The 16404-nt window shown below is 68.4% G+C and carries 17 protein-coding genes; 8 read left to right on the top strand and 9 right to left on the bottom strand.

Annotation, left to right across the window (positions count from 1 at the left end; genetic code table 11):
• Positions 1-83 precede the first annotated feature (83 nt).
• The 3 genes from B7G54_RS08465 to B7G54_RS08455 all read right to left on the bottom strand — a co-directional run bounded on the left by B7G54_RS08465 (position 84) and on the right by B7G54_RS08455 (position 1627).
• Positions 84-293, bottom strand: a complete 210-nt coding sequence (locus B7G54_RS08465) for a hypothetical protein (protein WP_085038678.1) — start codon at positions 291-293, stop codon at positions 84-86.
• Positions 294-410: 117 nt separating this feature from the next.
• Positions 411-977 (bottom strand): helix-turn-helix domain-containing protein, encoded by a 567-nt coding sequence (locus B7G54_RS08460; RefSeq protein ID WP_085038677.1) that lies wholly within the window; start codon positions 975-977, stop codon positions 411-413.
• Positions 978-1027: 50 nt separating this feature from the next.
• Positions 1028-1627: a hypothetical protein gene (locus B7G54_RS08455; RefSeq protein WP_244289299.1), complete on the bottom strand. Its 600-nt coding sequence runs from the start codon at positions 1625-1627 to the stop codon at positions 1028-1030.
• 386 nt (positions 1628-2013) lie between these two features.
• Between B7G54_RS08455 and B7G54_RS08450 the strand changes: the two genes are divergently transcribed.
• The 3 genes from B7G54_RS08450 (at position 2014) to B7G54_RS08440 (ending at position 5028) form a co-directional block, all read left to right on the top strand.
• Complete coding sequence (locus B7G54_RS08450; protein WP_085038675.1) at positions 2014-3417, top strand: HdeD family acid-resistance protein; 1404 nt, start codon at positions 2014-2016, stop codon at positions 3415-3417.
• Between the two features lie 96 nt (positions 3418-3513).
• A complete protein-coding gene (locus B7G54_RS08445) occupies positions 3514-4092 on the top strand; it encodes a hypothetical protein (RefSeq protein WP_085038674.1) in 579 nt (192 codons plus the stop codon).
• A gap of 204 nt (positions 4093-4296) precedes the next feature.
• Positions 4297-5028, top strand: coding sequence for a ribonuclease T2 (locus tag B7G54_RS08440; RefSeq protein ID WP_085038673.1), 732 nt, complete (start codon positions 4297-4299; stop codon positions 5026-5028).
• Between the two features lie 45 nt (positions 5029-5073).
• On the opposite strand, the gene B7G54_RS08435 is transcribed toward B7G54_RS08440, so the two are convergent.
• Complete coding sequence (locus B7G54_RS08435) at positions 5074-6534, bottom strand: fatty acid desaturase (RefSeq protein ID WP_085038672.1); 1461 nt, start codon at positions 6532-6534, stop codon at positions 5074-5076.
• Positions 6535-6595: 61 nt separating this feature from the next.
• Between B7G54_RS08435 and B7G54_RS08430 the strand changes: the two genes are divergently transcribed.
• Positions 6596-7306 (top strand): hypothetical protein, encoded by a 711-nt coding sequence (locus B7G54_RS08430; protein WP_085038671.1) that lies wholly within the window; start codon positions 6596-6598, stop codon positions 7304-7306.
• A 9-nt stretch (positions 7307-7315) separates the two neighbouring features.
• A complete protein-coding gene (locus B7G54_RS08425; RefSeq protein WP_085038670.1) occupies positions 7316-8431 on the top strand; it encodes a hypothetical protein in 1116 nt (371 codons plus the stop codon).
• On the opposite strand, the gene B7G54_RS08420 is transcribed toward B7G54_RS08425, so the two are convergent.
• Positions 8419-9318 (bottom strand): hypothetical protein, encoded by a 900-nt coding sequence (locus B7G54_RS08420; protein ID WP_085038669.1) that lies wholly within the window; start codon positions 9316-9318, stop codon positions 8419-8421. The genes B7G54_RS08425 and B7G54_RS08420 overlap by 13 nt on opposite strands.
• Positions 9315-10202, bottom strand: coding sequence for a metal-dependent hydrolase (locus tag B7G54_RS08415; RefSeq protein ID WP_085038668.1), 888 nt, complete (start codon positions 10200-10202; stop codon positions 9315-9317). Before B7G54_RS08415 ends, B7G54_RS08420 begins: the two co-directional genes overlap by 4 nt.
• Positions 10203-10297: 95 nt before the next feature.
• Here B7G54_RS08415 and B7G54_RS08410 point away from each other — a divergent pair, with 95 nt between their 5' ends.
• The 3 genes from B7G54_RS08410 to B7G54_RS08400 are packed head-to-tail and all read left to right on the top strand — an operon-like array spanning position 10298 to position 13975.
• Positions 10298-11236: a fatty acid desaturase gene (locus tag B7G54_RS08410; RefSeq protein ID WP_085038667.1), complete on the top strand. Its 939-nt coding sequence runs from the start codon at positions 10298-10300 to the stop codon at positions 11234-11236.
• Entirely contained in the window at positions 11236-12834 is a 1599-nt protein-coding gene (locus B7G54_RS08405) for a GH3 family acyl-acid amido synthetase (protein WP_085038666.1), read from the top strand. Before B7G54_RS08410 ends, B7G54_RS08405 begins: the two co-directional genes overlap by 1 nt.
• Positions 12835-12838: 4 nt before the next feature.
• The gene (locus tag B7G54_RS08400) at positions 12839-13975 is read left to right on the top strand and encodes an aromatic ring-hydroxylating oxygenase subunit alpha (protein WP_244289298.1); all 1137 of its coding nucleotides are present in this window, start codon (positions 12839-12841) and stop codon (positions 13973-13975) included.
• A gap of 21 nt (positions 13976-13996) precedes the next feature.
• Here the strand turns inward: B7G54_RS08400 and B7G54_RS08395 are convergent, their stop codons facing one another.
• From B7G54_RS08395 to B7G54_RS08385, 3 genes are all read right to left on the bottom strand, one after another.
• On the bottom strand, positions 13997-14950 hold the full coding sequence (locus B7G54_RS08395; RefSeq protein ID WP_085038664.1) for a fatty acid desaturase family protein: 954 nt from the start codon (positions 14948-14950) through the stop codon (positions 13997-13999).
• Complete coding sequence (locus B7G54_RS08390; protein ID WP_208864951.1) at positions 14911-15348, bottom strand: aromatic-ring hydroxylase C-terminal domain-containing protein; 438 nt, start codon at positions 15346-15348, stop codon at positions 14911-14913. The genes B7G54_RS08395 and B7G54_RS08390 overlap by 40 nt, the downstream gene beginning before the upstream one ends.
• A gap of 143 nt (positions 15349-15491) precedes the next feature.
• The gene (locus B7G54_RS08385; protein WP_085038663.1) at positions 15492-16157 is read right to left on the bottom strand and encodes a cysteine hydrolase family protein; all 666 of its coding nucleotides are present in this window, start codon (positions 16155-16157) and stop codon (positions 15492-15494) included.
• Between the last annotated feature and the right edge of the window lie 247 nt (positions 16158-16404).

Below are 16404 nucleotides of genomic sequence, written 5' to 3'. Positions count from 1 at the left end.
CAAGCGTAGTGCGGCGGTGCCCGGTTCGTCCACGCATGAAATATGCGTGGTGTAGGCGGGATCGGGGGGGCTTTGTCGCGCGGCTATTTTGCGAAAAGTCCGGCCCAGCAGAAAAGGGCGAAGAAGCCGGTCTGGACCAGGACAATCAGGCTGAACAGGTAGGGGCGGCTGCGGCGCGCCACGCGCCTGCTGCCTGCGTTGGCCACGCCCGAGCGAAGCGCGACCAGCACGGCGGCGCCCATATAGAGCATGAACGAGACGATCACGAGTTCTCGCACGACAAGCGTCGACATGTGGAATTTCCCCTGGCCGTGCTGTCATTCACGTTGGCATCGTTTGCGTGGCATGCCGGACACGTCGAAGTACACCGCGCCGTTGCCTGCATGCGGTTCTTCGTTGCGATCCGACGATTAGGCATCCTCAAGCGTTTCCACGAGCCGCGCGGCCGAACCGTCGGATAGCGTCATCCGCGTCCACCGGCACATGCTGCCGCGAATCGGCACGACGCGCGATGCATTCGCGCCGGTGACGAATTCGACGCTCGGCGGCCCCGCGCGGTCGTGCCAGCCGAGCGTGTCGAGCGCGGCTTCCATGCGGACGATCTCCGGCGTCGCGTAGCGCCACAGCGACGTGCCGAGCAACATCGACAGCGGCTGCGAGAATTCGGCCGCGCGCGCCGGCGAAGCGGCGAGCAGGCGATGCGTGAGGTCGCACACGAGATGCATGCGGCCCGCGCTGCCCGTGACAAGCCGTGCGAGCGCGTGATCGCCCGCCGAATCGAGGCGTGCGGCGAGCAGCCGCTCGGCCGTCGCGCGCTCGTCGGGCGACATCTGCTGGAGGCCGGCTTCCCAGCGCGAGATCGTCGATTGCGCGACACCGAACAGTTCCGCTGCGTGGTTTTGCTTGATGCGGTGCAGCGCGCGCCAGCGCTTGAGTTGCGGGCCGAGCGAGGACGGATGAAGCGACGGGTCACGCATGTCGATGCTCCTCTTTCAGGCGTCGGCCGGGCGTCATCGCGGACAGGGGCCTAGAACCCGGCGATGGGCCGGTCCTTGAGCGAAAAATAGGCGACCGGCAGCAGCAGGACCCCGCCCAGTACGAGCACGCCGTCCGCCGCCACGGTGATCGGCGTGGCCAGGATCCGGAGCCCCTTCGCGAAGGCGGACGGCGCTTCGTCGATGACGACCGTATAGCGCTCGTTGAACGCTTGAGCGGTGCCGTCCGGTTTCAGCGTGAAGCCCTCGGTGGAATAGCGCTTGCCGGCGACGTTGCCGTCGAGTTCGATCCGGGTGCGCGAGGCTCCGAAGCCGTCGGCGGTTGCCGCCTGACGCTCGTCGTCCGTCGCATCCTTCGACAGAACGGTGTGGTACTGGCCGGTCACGTCGCTGCCGTCGACGCGGAAGCGGCCGAACGACGTGTGCAGTGATTTGCGGTAGCTGGCCGCCAGCACCGGGCGCAGCTTGTCCGGCAGATCGAAGATGTAGTGATAGCGTTCGCCCAGCACCACCAGCTTCTTGCCGTCTTTCGTGATCATGAAAGCGGAAACGTGCTCGACGTAGGTTTCGTCGTGGTTCTCGTAGAGTGCCGGCGTGAAACAGCCAGACAGTGCGAGGCTGCTCGCGGCCATGCCGGCAGCCAGCAGGCGCCGGCGCGTGATCGATGTGCTCATTTCTTGTTGTCCCGTCTGGTGCGGTTCAGTTCAGTGGCTTTCGCCCTCGGAAGCCGGATTCTCGCGTATCCACTGCGTGTTGTCGAACGAGAAATCTGCCACGGCAGCGGCCGGTTCGTCCCCTCCGTGCCATACCGACAACGTTTTCGTCACGCTTTCAACCGTCTCCGCCATATCTTATTATTTGGCCGGTGCGGAGGCGTACCGGCCGCCATCGGTCATGTCGAGGCATGACGCGCCGGTACGAATTACCGCATTTCGGCCTGTGCGTCGCACGATGCGCGGTCGAAGCGACAGGAAACGCGTGGCAAGCGCGTTTCTCGAAAAAATGACGAGAGGGCGCGATGGTACGACTGGTCTTGCTGCTGCTGGGTATCGAATATCTGCGCACCCGCTGGCGCGGGCTGACCGTGCTCGGCTGGGTGTGGGTCGTCGCGGGCAGCGTGATCTTCGTCGATGCGCTCGACGGCGCGCTGCACTTTCCGATCCAGATCTTTGCGTGGCTGTTCCTGATCGAGGGGCTCGCGACACTCGCGGTGGCCGGCAGCGGCGTCGGCGGGCAGCGCGTCCTGCGCTACGTGAAGGGAATCGTGGTCGTGGTCGCCGCCGGGCTCGTGTTCGCGGGGCATCACCACGGCCATTTCCTGCTGTCGATGATCTTCGGCACGCTGTTCCTCGTCGACGGGCTGCTGCAATGCACTGCCGCGTGGATGGTGCGCTATCGCCGCTGGAACGTCGCATTCGCATGGGGCGTCGTCGAGGTCCTGCTGGCGATCTTCTTCTACCAGCCGTATCCGACGCACTACGTGGGCACCGTGCCGTACTGCCTCGGCCTGCTGCTGATGTTCGGCGGAATGCACATGCTGAGCCTCGCCGCGCGCGTGCGGCGGCTGACACGCAATCCGGCGTTCGCGACGTCGCCGGCACCGGCGCTCGCGCCGGACCTCGACGATGCGCGCGGCCTGCCGCATTTCGCGCAATCCGAATGGGACGGCCCGCCGGCCGACGGCGAGCATGCGCTCACCGTGCACGTGTGGACGCCGACCGGCACGTCGAAGGCCGAAGCGCAGCGCTATCCGGTGATCGACCGCTATATCGCGGCGGTGGACGTCAACGGCGTGATCTCGACCGGGCACGCGGCGCTGGAGTCGCCCGAGGGCATCTATATCAGCCTGTATCCGGGCGTCGAAATCGATCGTTCTCCGGACGAATTCACGCGTATCCTGCGCGCGACCCGCGAAAACGACGTGCCGGGCCTGTTCCAGCCCGACTACGCGACCGAGTCGAAGGCATGGTGCCCGTCGACCGTGCGCGTGCGGATCCGCAACTACGATCCCGCGAAGCTGGACGCATTCTGGGCGTCGTACCGGCAGAACGTGACGTACAACCTCACGTATCGCAACTGCTCGAGCACTGTGTCGAACGCACTCGAAGCCGCACTCGACGGCGCGGTGTGGCGGCTCAAGGGCGCGCGTGCCGGGTGGGGTGCATTCGTGCGGCTGCTGCTCACGCCCGAGCTGTGGGTCGCCGCGCAGATCCGCAAGCGCGCGGTGACGATGGCATGGACACCCGGCCTCACGCTCGACTATGCGCGCGCGCTCAGCATGCTTGCCGACCCGCGGCCGTTCGCGTGGTGGAAGGTCGCGCGCTCGGCCGTGAAGGCGATCATGGCGTCGCGCCGCACGTGGCGCGAGCAGGACCACGCGGCGCTGTCGCCCGGCGGACCGGAGGCCGCGTCGATGAAGTGATCGCGTGCCGCCGGACGAGGGCCCGGCGTCACAGCGGCCGCCACTGCGCGGCCCGGCGATGTTGCCCGCCACGAGAACCCACATACGCACACAACAATGAACAAGACGAGCGTTTTCCGCATCCTGATTCCCGCCGCGCTGGCGCTGACGAGCGCCGGCTTCGCGCAAGCGAGCGTGGACGAAGTGCCGCGCATGAGCAACGACGTGTACCGGATCTCGGTGTCGTTCTGCTCGAACGTCGCTGCCGCCGAGAAGGTCGAGTGCCAGGGCGACATGATCGCCTCGGGCAGCCGGATCGTCGCGGCGATCGGCGGCCTGCCGCCGGCATCTGCCACGTCGATCGACGAAGGCGCGCGCAACAAGCTGCCGGCGGAGGAGCGCAAGGGGCTCGCACCGGTCGAGCCGGGCGCGATCGACAAGGACGACGACCTCGCCGGTCTCGCCGGCATGGTGCGCCTGTGCGATGTGTACGAATCCGCACCGGCGTCGCGTGCGCGGCATCACGCGGCGCTGAAGCAGCAGGCGCCGGACGCCGCACCACGCGTCGAGGCGTTGCTGGCCGATGCGTCGACGGCGGCGCGCCGGCGCGTCAGCATCGGCGTGTGGCAGATCCTCGCGCTCGAAGGTCCCGAATCGGTCACGCGGGCATGCACGCAGCTGGGCACAGGGTCGTGAGTGACGGCGTGCCGCCGGCATGGCGGCATGTGTCGGCCCCGTGAGGCAGCGCGCGGCGCGACGAGGGGTGCCTGCACCCGCGCCGCCGGACATCATTCGTCTACCTTCACATTCGTGCCATGTTGCGTCGGCAACAATCGCGGGCAGACGTTCGACAATCTTGCGGCGCATCCCGCGACCGCAAGCCTTTTCCGAGGAAACGCCATGCTCAAGACGCTCGCCCGCGCCGTTGCCGCACTCGCCGTCGCTTCCGCTTCACTGCACGCCACCGCGCAGACCAGCTACGACTACCTGTTGCTCGCCGCGTCGTGGGAGCCCGGCTTCTGCGCGTCGCACGATACACCCGAATGCACGAACCTCGCCGGCACGTATGCGGCGACGAGCCTGTCGCTGCATGGCCTGTGGCCGAACAACTACGACGGCAACCAGCCGTTCTACTGCGGCGTGCCGCAGAACGACATCGACCTCGACAACGCGCACCAGTGGTGCAGCATGGACGCCTACCCGATCAGCAGCGCGACCCGCAACACGCTGTCGACGTACATGCCGGGCGTTGCGTCGTGCCTCGACAAGCATGAGTGGTTCAAGCACGGCACCTGCTCGAACTCGGCGTCGCCCGATGCGTACTGGAACCAGGCGTCCGGCATGATCAGCCGGCTCGGCAACACGTCGTTCAACGCATTCCTGCAGGCGAACGCGGGCAAGACGGTCACGCGTAACCAGCTGCTGTCGGCTTTCGAAGGCGCATTCGGCAGCAATACGCGCAGCGCGGTGTCGCTGAAGTGCACGAAGACGAATGGCGTCAGCTATTTCACCGAAGCGTGGATCGCGGTGAAGACCAACGCGGCCGCGCAGTTCCCGAGCGCCGCATCGCTCGTGACGGACGGCAATACGCAAGGCACGTGCCCGACGTCGGGCGTGTATATCGCGAAGTAACGGGGAAGGGGGCGGCGTGCGCGCCATCGCGCACGCCGCCGCCCGTTACGGCTTCGGCGGGATGCCCGACCACAGCAGCCGGGCCAGTTCCGGCGCGTCGAGCCGCGGGTCGTGTTCGTCGACCGCATCGGGCAGCGCATGCCACGGCATCGCCGGATTCCGGTGATGCTGCAGATGAAGGTTGATGTGATACGGCCACACGAGCACGCGGCCGATCCAGCCCGTGCGCCATGAGTACGTCCAGTCGGCCCAGCCCGGCGTCGCATGCGGGCCGCCGCTGTGCTCCGCCATGCTGCGGATCTTCTGCAGCAGCACCGACAGCGTGAGCAGCGGCACGAACCACAGCGCGGAGACCAGCAGGACCGTGCGCGCGGAGCAGGCCCACACGAGCAGTGCGACGATTGCCGTCCACACTGCGGCGGCTACCAGGAACGGCCGGCCGAGCCGCGTGTTGTGGCCGCCCGCCCGCCGGAACGCCGCCATGTTGCGCGCCATGTTCAGCACGAACAGGTCGCCGAGGAACTGCCGCGCGAGCGGCCATGCATCGAGCGGGCGGAACCGCCAAGGCTGGTCGTGATAGAGGAACTGGCGCTCCGGGTCCTGCTCGGTGCCGAGATGCCGGTGATGTGCGAGATGCAGCGGCCGGTAGAACTCGACGGGCACGAGCCCCGGCACGCCGATCGCGAGGTTGATCAGGAAGTCGTTGAAACTGCGACGGTGCGTCAGGTGGTAGTGGGTCGCGTCGTGATACAGGATGAACAGCGCATGCTGCCGCGTCGCGACGACGAGCACCGCAAACGCATACAGGTACCACGCGCCGAGCACGACGGCCACGCGGATCGCAACGATGATGCATGCCCATTCGAGCAGTGCGGCCGCGGCCGTGCGCAGGTCGACCCTGGTGCGCAGCAACGCGAGCGTCAACGTCCCGGCCGCGATGCCGGTTGCGCTGCCCCATGCGACATCGGCGGCGCGATGCTGGCCGGTGGTCAGTACCGTCACCATCAGCAGCGCGCTCCACGCGATGAACAGCACGGCCGACCGCCGCCGCAGCGCCAGCAGCACGATGGCGATTGCGACCGGCAGCGCGACGTGCCCGCTCGGCGATGCGGCAAGCGGCGTGTCGATCCGCTGCAGCCACGCGATCCAGCCGTCGTGAGCGGGCGGCCATGCGACGGCGGTCGGATGCAGCAGATGGCACACGAGGCAAATGCCGGCCGCGAGCGTGCCGGCGAAGAACGCCGGCAGCAGCCATGCGCGGCCACGCCCGAGCCACACGAGCGCGGGCATCGCGAACAGGTAGCTGAGGTAAAGCGGCACGGTGCCGGGCAGCAGCGGAACCGCGCGATCGAGTGTGCTCGCCGGAATGATCGTGACCGGCCCGAGCGGCAGGTGCGTGACGAAGGCGTAGAACGCGCCCGTCACGACGAGATAGGCGACGAGCAGCGGCCATGGCCGGGCGATCGGCGTGTCGTTCGCATCCTGGCGGGAAACGGCGTTGGACATGGCGGGAGCAGGCGGGTAACGGGCTATCATAGCAAGCTGTTCAGTCTTGCAGGAGTAGCCGATGGAGTTGCGTGCCACCGCCGTCGAACGTGCGGCCCTCGGCCCGGACGACATCGACCGGATGTTCTCGTTGTATGCGGCGTCCTATTGCGACACGGTCCGCGCGCAGTTCGACCGCGACCTCGGCGACAAGACGCATTGCATCGTGCTGCGCGACGGCGGCGGCGCGATCCAGGGCTTCTCGACGCTCAAGCAGTACGAGACACGCTGGCGCGACGCATCGATCCGCGTGATCTTTTCCGGCGATACGATCATCGACCCCGCGCATTGGGGCACGCAGCATCTCGCGTTTGCGTGGATCCGTCACGCGGGCGACGTGTGGCGGCAGGCGCCCGCCGTGCCGCTGTACTGGTTCCTGATCTGCAAGGGGCATCGCACCTATCGCTACCTGCGCGCGTTCGCGCGCGACTACGCGCCGCGCGCCGACAACCTGACCGCACCGGCCACGCAGGACCTGATGGATCACCTGGCCGCGAGCCGCTATGGGCATGCATACGATTCCGCCACCGGCCTGCTGTCGTTCGACACGCCGCAGGGCCGGCTCACGCCCGCGCTCGCGGAGGTGCCGGCCGCGCACCGGCGGCTGGCCGACGTCGACTACTTCATCGCACGCAACCCCGGCTATGCACAGGGCGACGAACTCGTGTGCCTGTGCGAACTGTCGGCGTCGAACCTGCGGCCGCTCGCGCGCCGTCTGTTCGACGGTGTGTGAGCCGCGCGCATGCGGATCCGTCTCGCGCAACCGGCCGACAACGCGCGCATCCTCGATTTCCAGTCCCGCCATGCGATGCGAGGCAGCCTGCCGCTGCGCTTCGATCGTGCGCCCGACTATTTCGCGCTGCATCGCTGCCACGCACCGCATCATGAGGTCTGGCTCGCGGAGGATGAGCGCGCGTCGCTGAAGGGGCTCGCGAGCCTCGTCGTGCGCGACGGCTATCTCGGCGAACGCGCGCAGCCGGTCGCCTATCTCGGCGATCTTCGGCTGATGCCCGACCGGCGGCTGTCGCGCGAGTGGACCGACGCGGTGCGCGAACGCTTCGCGACGCTGCACGCGGAAGCCGGCGTGCAGCATGCGTATTGCTGCATGATCCGCGACAACCGGCTCGCGGTGCAGTCGTTGGCACGGTCGCGGCGCGAGAACCGGCTGCGCTTCGCGCACTGGCACGGCTACGAGAACGTGTCGATCTATGCGCAGCGCGGGCTGTCGTCGGCGCCGCGCAACGTGCCCGGCGTGCGGATCGTCGACGCGCAGCCGCATCACGCGGACGCGCTGCGCGCGTTTCTCGATGTCGAATCACGCCATCAGCCGTTCGGCGGCGTGTTCTCCGCGGACGAATTCGCGCGGCGGCTCGACACGTGGCCGTCGTTCGGCATCGGCGCGTTCCTGCTCGCGCTCGACGCGCACGGCAACCTGCTCGGCTGCGTCGCGCCGTGGGATGCCGGCGACATCAAACGGATCGTGCTCGAACGGCTGCCGTTGCCGCTAGCGGCGACCCGCGGCGCATTCAACGTGCTCGCGCCCGCATTGCGCCGCCCGCGTATCGCGGCGCCCGGCGAGCCGTTGCGCGACGTCTACCTGACTCACCTGCAGGTGCGCAACCGCGATCCGTCCGTGTTCGCGGCGCTGCTCGACGCTGCGTGGCTGCGCGTGCGCAACAGTCATGCGCTGATGCAGCTGTGCCTGTACGACGGCGATCCGCTCGGGCCGGCGCTCGCGCGCTATCGCGCGGCGCGTACGCCGATGGATCTCTACACGCTGTCGACCGGCGAGCCCGCCGCACCGATCAGCGGCCTGCTGGCCGGCCGCGTGCCGGGTTTCGAGATCTACCTGGTCTGAGTGCGTGTGACGTGCAGCAGGTCGGCGAGCGCGAGCCAGAAGCGGCCGGCGTCGAAGCCGAGCCCGCCGAGCACGGGCTGGCCGTGATCGAGCCGCGGCAGGCAGATCTGAGGGATGCCGGCCATCACCTGGTGTTCGAGATAGAACTGCCCGTCGTGCGCGCAGCCGGGACGATGCCCGTTCAGTCGCCCGTGATGCGAATCGAAGCGCGTGGATGCCTCGACGGACCAGCTCACGCCATGCACGAGATGCAGGTCGCGCGGCAGCGCGGCAAGCATGTCGCCCACGCGCGGATCGCGCCGGCTGCTGATGTCGCGCGTCCCGGCGTCGGCCCAGCGCGTGCGCAGCATGCGGCGTGCAAGGCGGTCGGGCCACGGCGCAGCCACATGCGGCGTCATCCCGTGACGGAAGATCGTATCGACGATCGCGGACGGGCCGCACGGCGGCTGCATGAGCGCGAGGCCCGCGCAACGCGCCGCCAGCGTCGGGTCGCCGACGAGCGCGGCGAGCGTGTCGATGCCGCCCTTGCTGTGTGCGAGTGCGACGAATTCGCCGCCGGCCGGCAGATGCGTACGGAGGTACGCACCGATATGCGCGCCCTGATCGAACACGCCGCGCGCGGAACGCACGGGCACCGTCAGTACGCGATAGCCGGCCGCCCCGAGCCTCTGCCGCGCACCGCGATTGCAGCCGGGCAACCATTCGGAATACAGCCCGGCGACGAGCACGATTGTCGTCGTCAGCGGCAGGCGGGCGGTGCGTCGCGTCCAGCCGTCGATGAACGCGTCGGTGCGGTCGAGGTTCGCGGCGGCCCGCGCGAACGGCGTCGCTGGATAGTGGCGTTGCCAGTCGTCGAACCCGTCGGGCGTCCACGGCGCGCGTGTCATGCGTGCGACTCCGGTTCGCGTTCGGCGCTGGCCAGGTACGGTTCGAGCGCGGCGCGTGCGGCACGCAGCGCCGCGTTGCTGTCGAGGCGGTCGGGATGGAAGCGCGGCGAGAACCAGAGCAGCCACATCGGCATCACGCGCGTGAAGATGCCCGGAGCGACGAACAGCCAGCGCAGCAATTGCAGCCAGCCGCGCACGTTCCATGTCTGCCCGTCGACGGCGACGAGGCGGTGCACGAAATAGATCAGGTCGATAACGAAGTAGACGGAGATCCCGAGCATGGCCGCGCAGCGCACGACATAGCGCCGCACCGCATTCGGTATGGCCGCCGCGAACACGTCGAACGCGACGGTCTTGTGCTCGGTTTCCTCGATCGCATGCCAGCGCCACACGGCCGCCATCGTCGGGTCGGCGCCGTCGAGAATCGCCGGGTCGCTCAGCAGGCGGTGCGCGAGGATCGTCGTGTAGTGTTCGAGGCACGCCGTCAGCGCGAGCCGCGTAACGGGCGACACCTGCCGCGCGGCGTTGCGCTGGCGTTTTTCGAGTAGCGCTTCGAGCGCATCGACCGGCACGTGCTGCGACGCGAGGCGCGCGTTGTAGAGCCGGTGTACGCGGATATGCGACGCTTCCTGCCGCACGAACGCATCGATGTCGGCCGCGAGCTCCGCATTGCCGCCGACCCGGTCGCGAAACGGCCGCACGCTTTCAATGAAGAAGCGCTCCCCGAGCGGGAACATCACGGAAAACGCGTCGAAGAAGCGCGTGACATGGCATGCGCCGCGATACCAGAAGCGCGGAATGCGTGCGTCGATCGCGAAGCGCACGTCGCGGGTCGGCATGCGCGACGCGGTGCTGTCGGCGGGCGCGCGGCGAAACGGCCGCATGCTAGTTCTGCCCCGTCGGGGACGGGGCGCGGGCCGTTACCGGCGGCTGGCGCATCTGTTGTATCCTCCCGTGCAAACAACCGCCATTCCGAGCCATGAACCGACCGAGCGCGCAAGCCGCTGCCGCGCAGACCCGACGTTACGATCGCGCGAACCTGCTCGTGCTCGCGCTGCAGAGCATTGTGTGGGCCGGCACGCTCACCTGGCTCTCGCATACCGGCGCGGGTGCGATCAAGTGGCTCGTGCTCGTGCCGTTCTGCCTCGTGATGCAGGGCGTGTTCTCGATGATGCACGAAACCTTCCACGGGTTCGGGCATCGACGGCCGATCGCGAATTATATGATGATGTGGTGGGCGTCCACGATGTTCGGCGCGGCCGCGACGCTCATTCACGTGAACCATCTCGGCCATCATGTGCGCAACCGCACGCGCGCCGAGCGCGCGGATTTCGCGACCGCGGACGAATCGCTGCTGCGCAAGCGCATCGAATACTACGCGGCGATCCTCGGCGGCATCTGGCTTGGCAGCTTCGTCGGCAGCTTCGTGCTCGCGCTGGTGCCCGGCCGCACGATGCAGCGCCTCGCCGCGCGCGGCGACGACAACACCTACGCAGCCGCCTTCAAGGAATTCACGACGGCCGACTTCCGCCGCATCCGTTACGAAACGCTCGCCGCCGTCGGCGCGTGGCTGCTGGCCGGCTGGCTGCTCGACTGGTCGGTATCGGCGGTGCTGGTCGCGTATGTTGCGTTCGCGTTCTCGTGGTCGTCGCTGCAATGGGTGTACCACATGCGCACGCCGCTCGACGTCGTCGAAGGCACGTACAACATGCGCGCGCCGGCTCCGGTGCGCTGGCTGCTGCTGAACTTCAACTACAACCTGACGCATCATCGCCGCCCCGCGCTGCGCTGGCAGGACATGCATGCGGTGTCGGACCTGCGCGAGACACGGCCGCTGTGGTACGGCTGGCTCACGATCTTCGCGCCGCCGCGCCGGCTGCCCGACGATCTCGCGCAACTCGACAAGACCTATTTCTGATGGACGCTTCCGCTCGCAGCCTGGCCGACGCATGGCGCACGTTCGCGCGCGCCGCGCAGCCGGACGTCGATCGCTGGCAGGCTAGCCTCGAAGCGCCGGGCGACGCGCAGGCGCGTCGGCTGCTCGCGCTGCTCGCCGCGAATGGCGATACCGCATTCGGGCGCCGGTTCGGCTTCGACCGGATCGACAGCCCCGCGCAGTTCCGCGAGCGCGTACCCGTGCATGCGGCCGCCGATTTCCTGCCGTGGCTCGATCGCGTGTCGCACGAAGCGGAACCGGTGCTGACCGCCGAGCGCCCAGTGTTCCTCGAACGGACGAGCGGCAGCACCGCGCGCCAGAAGCTGATTCCTTATACGCCCGCGTTTCTCCGTGAACTGCAGGCCGCGATGATCGTATGGCTGGCCGATATGTATCGCGATTGTCCGGCCGTCGCCGAAGGGCGCGCGTACTGGTCGATGTCGCCGCCGCTGCAGGCGCCCGGTGTTGCACCCAACGGGATTCCGGTCGGCTCCGCGAGCGATCTCGACTACCTCGGCGACAGCAGCGCGGCCGCGCTTGCGTCGACGCTGCTCGTGCCGCCGCTGACCGGCGACGCGGCGACATGGCGGCGCGAGACGCTGCGCGCGCTCGTCGCGGACGAAACGCTCGCGTTCATCAGCGTGTGGAGCCCGACGTTCCTGACGAGCGTGCTGCGCCCGCTGTTCGACCGCGACGATGCCGACGGCGCGCGCGATCTCGCATGGGTCGAAGCGTCGCTGCCGGTCGACCGTTGCGCGGCGCTGCGCGGCGCGATCGCGGATGGCGATTGCAGTGCGCTGTGGCCGCGCCTGGCCGCCGTGAGCTGCTGGCTGGACGGCCCGAGCAAACATTACGCCGACGCGTTGCGCGTGCGGTTTCCGCATGTGCGATGGCTGCCGAAGGGGCTGTTCGCGACGGAAGGCGTCGCGAGCATCCCGTTCGGCGCGGGCGATGGTTGCCCGCTTGCGATCGGCAGCCACTACCTTGAATTCGTGCGCGATGACGGCAGCGTGTGCGGTGTCGAAGGGCTGAGACCCGGCGACGACGCACAGGTGCTGCTGACCACGGGCGGCGGACTGTATCGCTATGCGCTCGGCGATCGCGTCCGTGTAGTCGGCATGACTGCGCGCACGCCGCGCATCGCGTTCGTCGGGCGCGCGGCGGCGTGCGTCGATCTCGTCGGCGAGAAGCTCGACGAGCAGATTGCGGCCGAAGCGTTGAACCGCGCGCGCGGGCAGCACGGCGAAGTCGGCGCGTGCATCGTGCCGTGCCTGGCGAAAGAAGGGCTGCCGCACTACGTGCTGTGCGTCGCCGGAGATATCGGCACCGACGCAGCCGGCGCAATGTGTGCCGCCGTCGAAGCCGATCTGATGCAGGCGTTCCACTACGCGCACGCATGCCGCCTCGGCCAGCTCGGCCCGCTGCGCGTGCGCTGCCTGGGCCGATCGCCGGCACGGCTCGGCGACCTGCTGCAACAGGCGGCCGAACGGGCCGGCATCCGTGCGGGCGACGTGAAGCCGTGCGCACTCGTGACGCGGTTGCCGGTGGCCGGCGCGCTGCTTGCGATGACGAATGAATGACGCCATGAACGACATGATCGAACCACGCGGATGCGGGCGCGACTGCCCGTCGCGCGACGCGGTGAGCGCGCACGAGCATGCGCCGCCTGCCGACGGCCTTCACGAGCAATGGTTCGTTGCGTGTACCGAACGCGAACTCCCGCGCGACAAGCCGCTCGGCACGCGGATCCTCGATACCGGTATCGTGCTGTTCCGGCAGCGCGACGGTCGGATCGCAGCGTTGATCGACCAGTGCGTGCATCGCGGCACGCGGCTATCGGCGGGCAAGGTCGACCGCGACATGCTCGTGTGCCCGTATCACGGCTGGCGCTACGACGGCGAAGGGCAGGTCGTCCACGTGCCGAGCATCGACGGCACGCAGCCGACGGGCACGCCCGGCCGCTATCCGTTCCGGCAGCGCACGCTGCCCGTGCAGCTGCTCGACGGGCTCGTGTGGGTGTACCTGGGCGCGGGCGATCCGTCGGCGCGCACGATCTTCCGGATGCCGTTCCGCGACGTCGCGCCGTGGCAGTCGTACTTCATGGTGAACACGTTCGACGGCGACATCGCGATGCTCGCGCAGAACTTCATGGACGTGCCGCACACGGTATTCGTGCACGACGGGATCTTCCGCAGCAGCCGCGGCCAGGCGATGGAAGCGACGGTCGCGACGACGCCGGACAGCGTTGCCGTCACGTATCACGACGGCGACGACAAGATCGGCTTCTGTCTCGACTGGCTCACGAACCCCGATCGTGTGCCGCTCGCGCACGTCGACCGCTTCATCGCGCCGAACGTGACGCGCTGCGACTATCTGTGGGGCGAACGTTCCGGTTTCCTGATCGTCAGCCAGATCACGCCGATCGATGCGCGCCGCTCGCGCGTCTATACGTACATCGCGTATCGCTTCAGGCTGCCGCGCTGGATGCTGCGTGCACTGCGGCCGCTGCTGAACCTGTACACGCACCTCGTGATCCAGCAGGACGTGCGGATCATGCGCGCGCACCGGCAGGGCCTCGACAACGCGCCGGGCTTCCGCCCGCACAACGTGCGCGCGGACATCGTGCACGTCGCGATCGACCGGCTGCTCGATGCGGTGAAGCGCGGCGAGCCGCTGTCGGCCGCGCAATGCGGCGAGAAGGTGATGCGGTTCGAACTGTAGGCGCTGCGCGGCGCAGGACGCCTAGCGCTTGGCGCCGGCCTGGCCGGGTACGGGCGGCGCGAGTGCGGCGCCGTTGGTCAGGTAGCGGTGCACGGCCGGCAGATGCTCGAGCGCGAGCGCCGGATACGCGTGATGCACCTGGTGATAGCCGATGTTGCGCGGATACAGCACGAGCGTGCCGATCCAGCCGAACGTCATCGTGCGCGTCATCCGCCAGATCGATTCCGGCGCGCGTTCGTCGATCTCGACGTGCTGATGTTCGAGCAGCACGCGGTTCGCGTTCATGATGCCGCCGACGATCCACGGCAGTCCGTAGTAGGTGAAGAACGGCAGGTCCCAGTGCACGACGGCCGCGATCGCAAGCAGATAGCCCGCGCAATGCGGCAGGTCGGCGCGTGCGCATGCGATGACTTCAGGATGACGGCGCAGATCCTGGCGCGAGCGGTCCTGCATGAAGCCGCGCGCATACCACGGCCGGAACGCGGGCCATACGAGTGCCAGCGGCGCCATCAGCGCGCGCAGCGGCCACCAGACAGGCAGCAGCGCGCCGCGCAGCATCATCACGCGTTGCACCCAGCCGCCGCGTGCGGCCAGCCGGTGCAGGTACGGATCCTCGGCGGTGCCGACCGCGCGGTGATGGCGCAGGTGGTGATAGCGCATCGCGGCGATCGACGAGCCGATCGTCCAGCCGGCGAGCGCCTCGACGAGCGCGAGCGGCAGCGTCATGCGCCGCACCGGAAGATGGCAGGCGTCGTGCAGGATCACGCCGAATGCCTGCAGCCGGCCCGCGATCAGCAGCACGGCCGCGACATAGACGAACGGATTGGGAACGAAGCGGATCGCGGCCCAGCACAGCAGGATGCCGAGCCAGTCGACGCACGCGTAGCGGACGAGCCGCCACGGCCGCGCGCCGGCCGCGAACGGCAGCGTGCGGTTCAGTTCGGCAGGTGTCGGCAGGGCGGATGGCGTGAGCATTCGATGAGGTCGGGCGCGTGTTCGACGGCGCGCATGCAGGCGTATCGGTCGGCAATATACACCGGATTCTTCAGACGACGAGCGACCGCATTCAATGCGCGGCGCATGGCTTGCCGAACCAACGCATCGCCGCGTGCGCCGCTTCGTCGGCGCTCGACGCTCGACGCATCGTCACCGGCCCACGCGACGCAACCATCGGGCCGCACGAGCACGGCGCGCAGTCCCAGCCGGTCTTTCGCATCGCTCGCAAGATACGCGATCCGGTCGCGCCAGCGGTTGGCGAGCGCCTGAAACGGCCTTCCTGCGTCGAAGTCCAGCAGCATGCCCTTGTCGAGCCTGACGTGGTCGCCAAGCCGCGTTTCGTCGGCCAGTTCGAAGTCGGGAACGCTGCGGCCCACGAGCGGATGACCACCGCCGAGACGTAGGCAACGGACACCCCCCACACGCGCTCGGCGAAGTACGTCGCGCCGTCGCGCGTGTCGACGAGATCGCGGACGATCGCCTCGAGTGCGCGCGTACTCCGGGCGACGCCGTTGGCCCGTCACGCTCGCGCGACTGCGTCTGCCTGCGCTTGCGCGAGCAGCCGCAACGCGTCCGCGAGCGACAGCACGGTCGTGCGCGATTCGAAGGCGGTGGAGAACAGGTGCTCGTGGACCACCGGGTCCGGGTCGTAGCAGCAATCCTTGACCGTATACAAGCGGAAGTCCGCGTCGCTCGCGTGGGCGATCGACGACAGCATTACGCCCGTCGACGCGATGCCGACCATGATCAGCGAATCGACGCCTTGCTCGACCAGCCGCGCTTGCAGATCGGTGCCGAAGAACACGCTGGCGCGGTGCGCGACGATCAGCGGCTCGTCGGCCTGCCGGCCGAGCTCCGGCGACGGGCCGTCGTCGATGAAGAGGCCGAGCTGCTTGATGCCCTGGCCGTTCTTGTTGCGCGGGCTGACTTCCGGATAGCCGGGGCTGAACCGGAGGTTCGCGAACCAGACGCCGATGCCGCCGGCCCGCGCCGCATCGCAGAGCCGGCGCGTATTGGCGAGCAACCCGGGCGCGACCGACGGAAACAGGCCGAGGATGTCGGTCTGGTAGTGCATGACGAGCAGCGCGGTGCTGGACGGCACGATGGCGGGAATCGGCGCGGATGGGCTGTCGCCGGGGGGCGTGCGGATTGCCGTTGCGATATCCGGTGCGTTTTGCCGAGTCATGAACGAGGGTCTCCGATAGCTCGCGGGAAGTTTCAGCGTCTCCGATTTGTACCGGAAAATCGGGTCGGCTGCCGAGGCGATTTTCGTAGGGGTGTTTTGCCGTGCTGCGCGGGAGCCTCCGTCACACCGGCGCTACGGTGGCGCCAGGCCGCAATATACTGGGATGCCCTTTGTAGACCGACGGTCGGCCGGGGGAGTGCGACGCAGATGTCGAAGGTCGGCTCCGACTGCTCGCCACTGCCGGCTT

The sequence above is a fragment of the Burkholderia puraquae genome (genome assembly GCF_002099195.1).
Lineage (GTDB): Bacteria > Pseudomonadota > Gammaproteobacteria > Burkholderiales > Burkholderiaceae > Burkholderia > Burkholderia puraquae.
The sequence above is the reverse complement of the archived record's forward strand: the minus strand, read 5'-3'. Positions and strand labels throughout refer to the sequence as shown.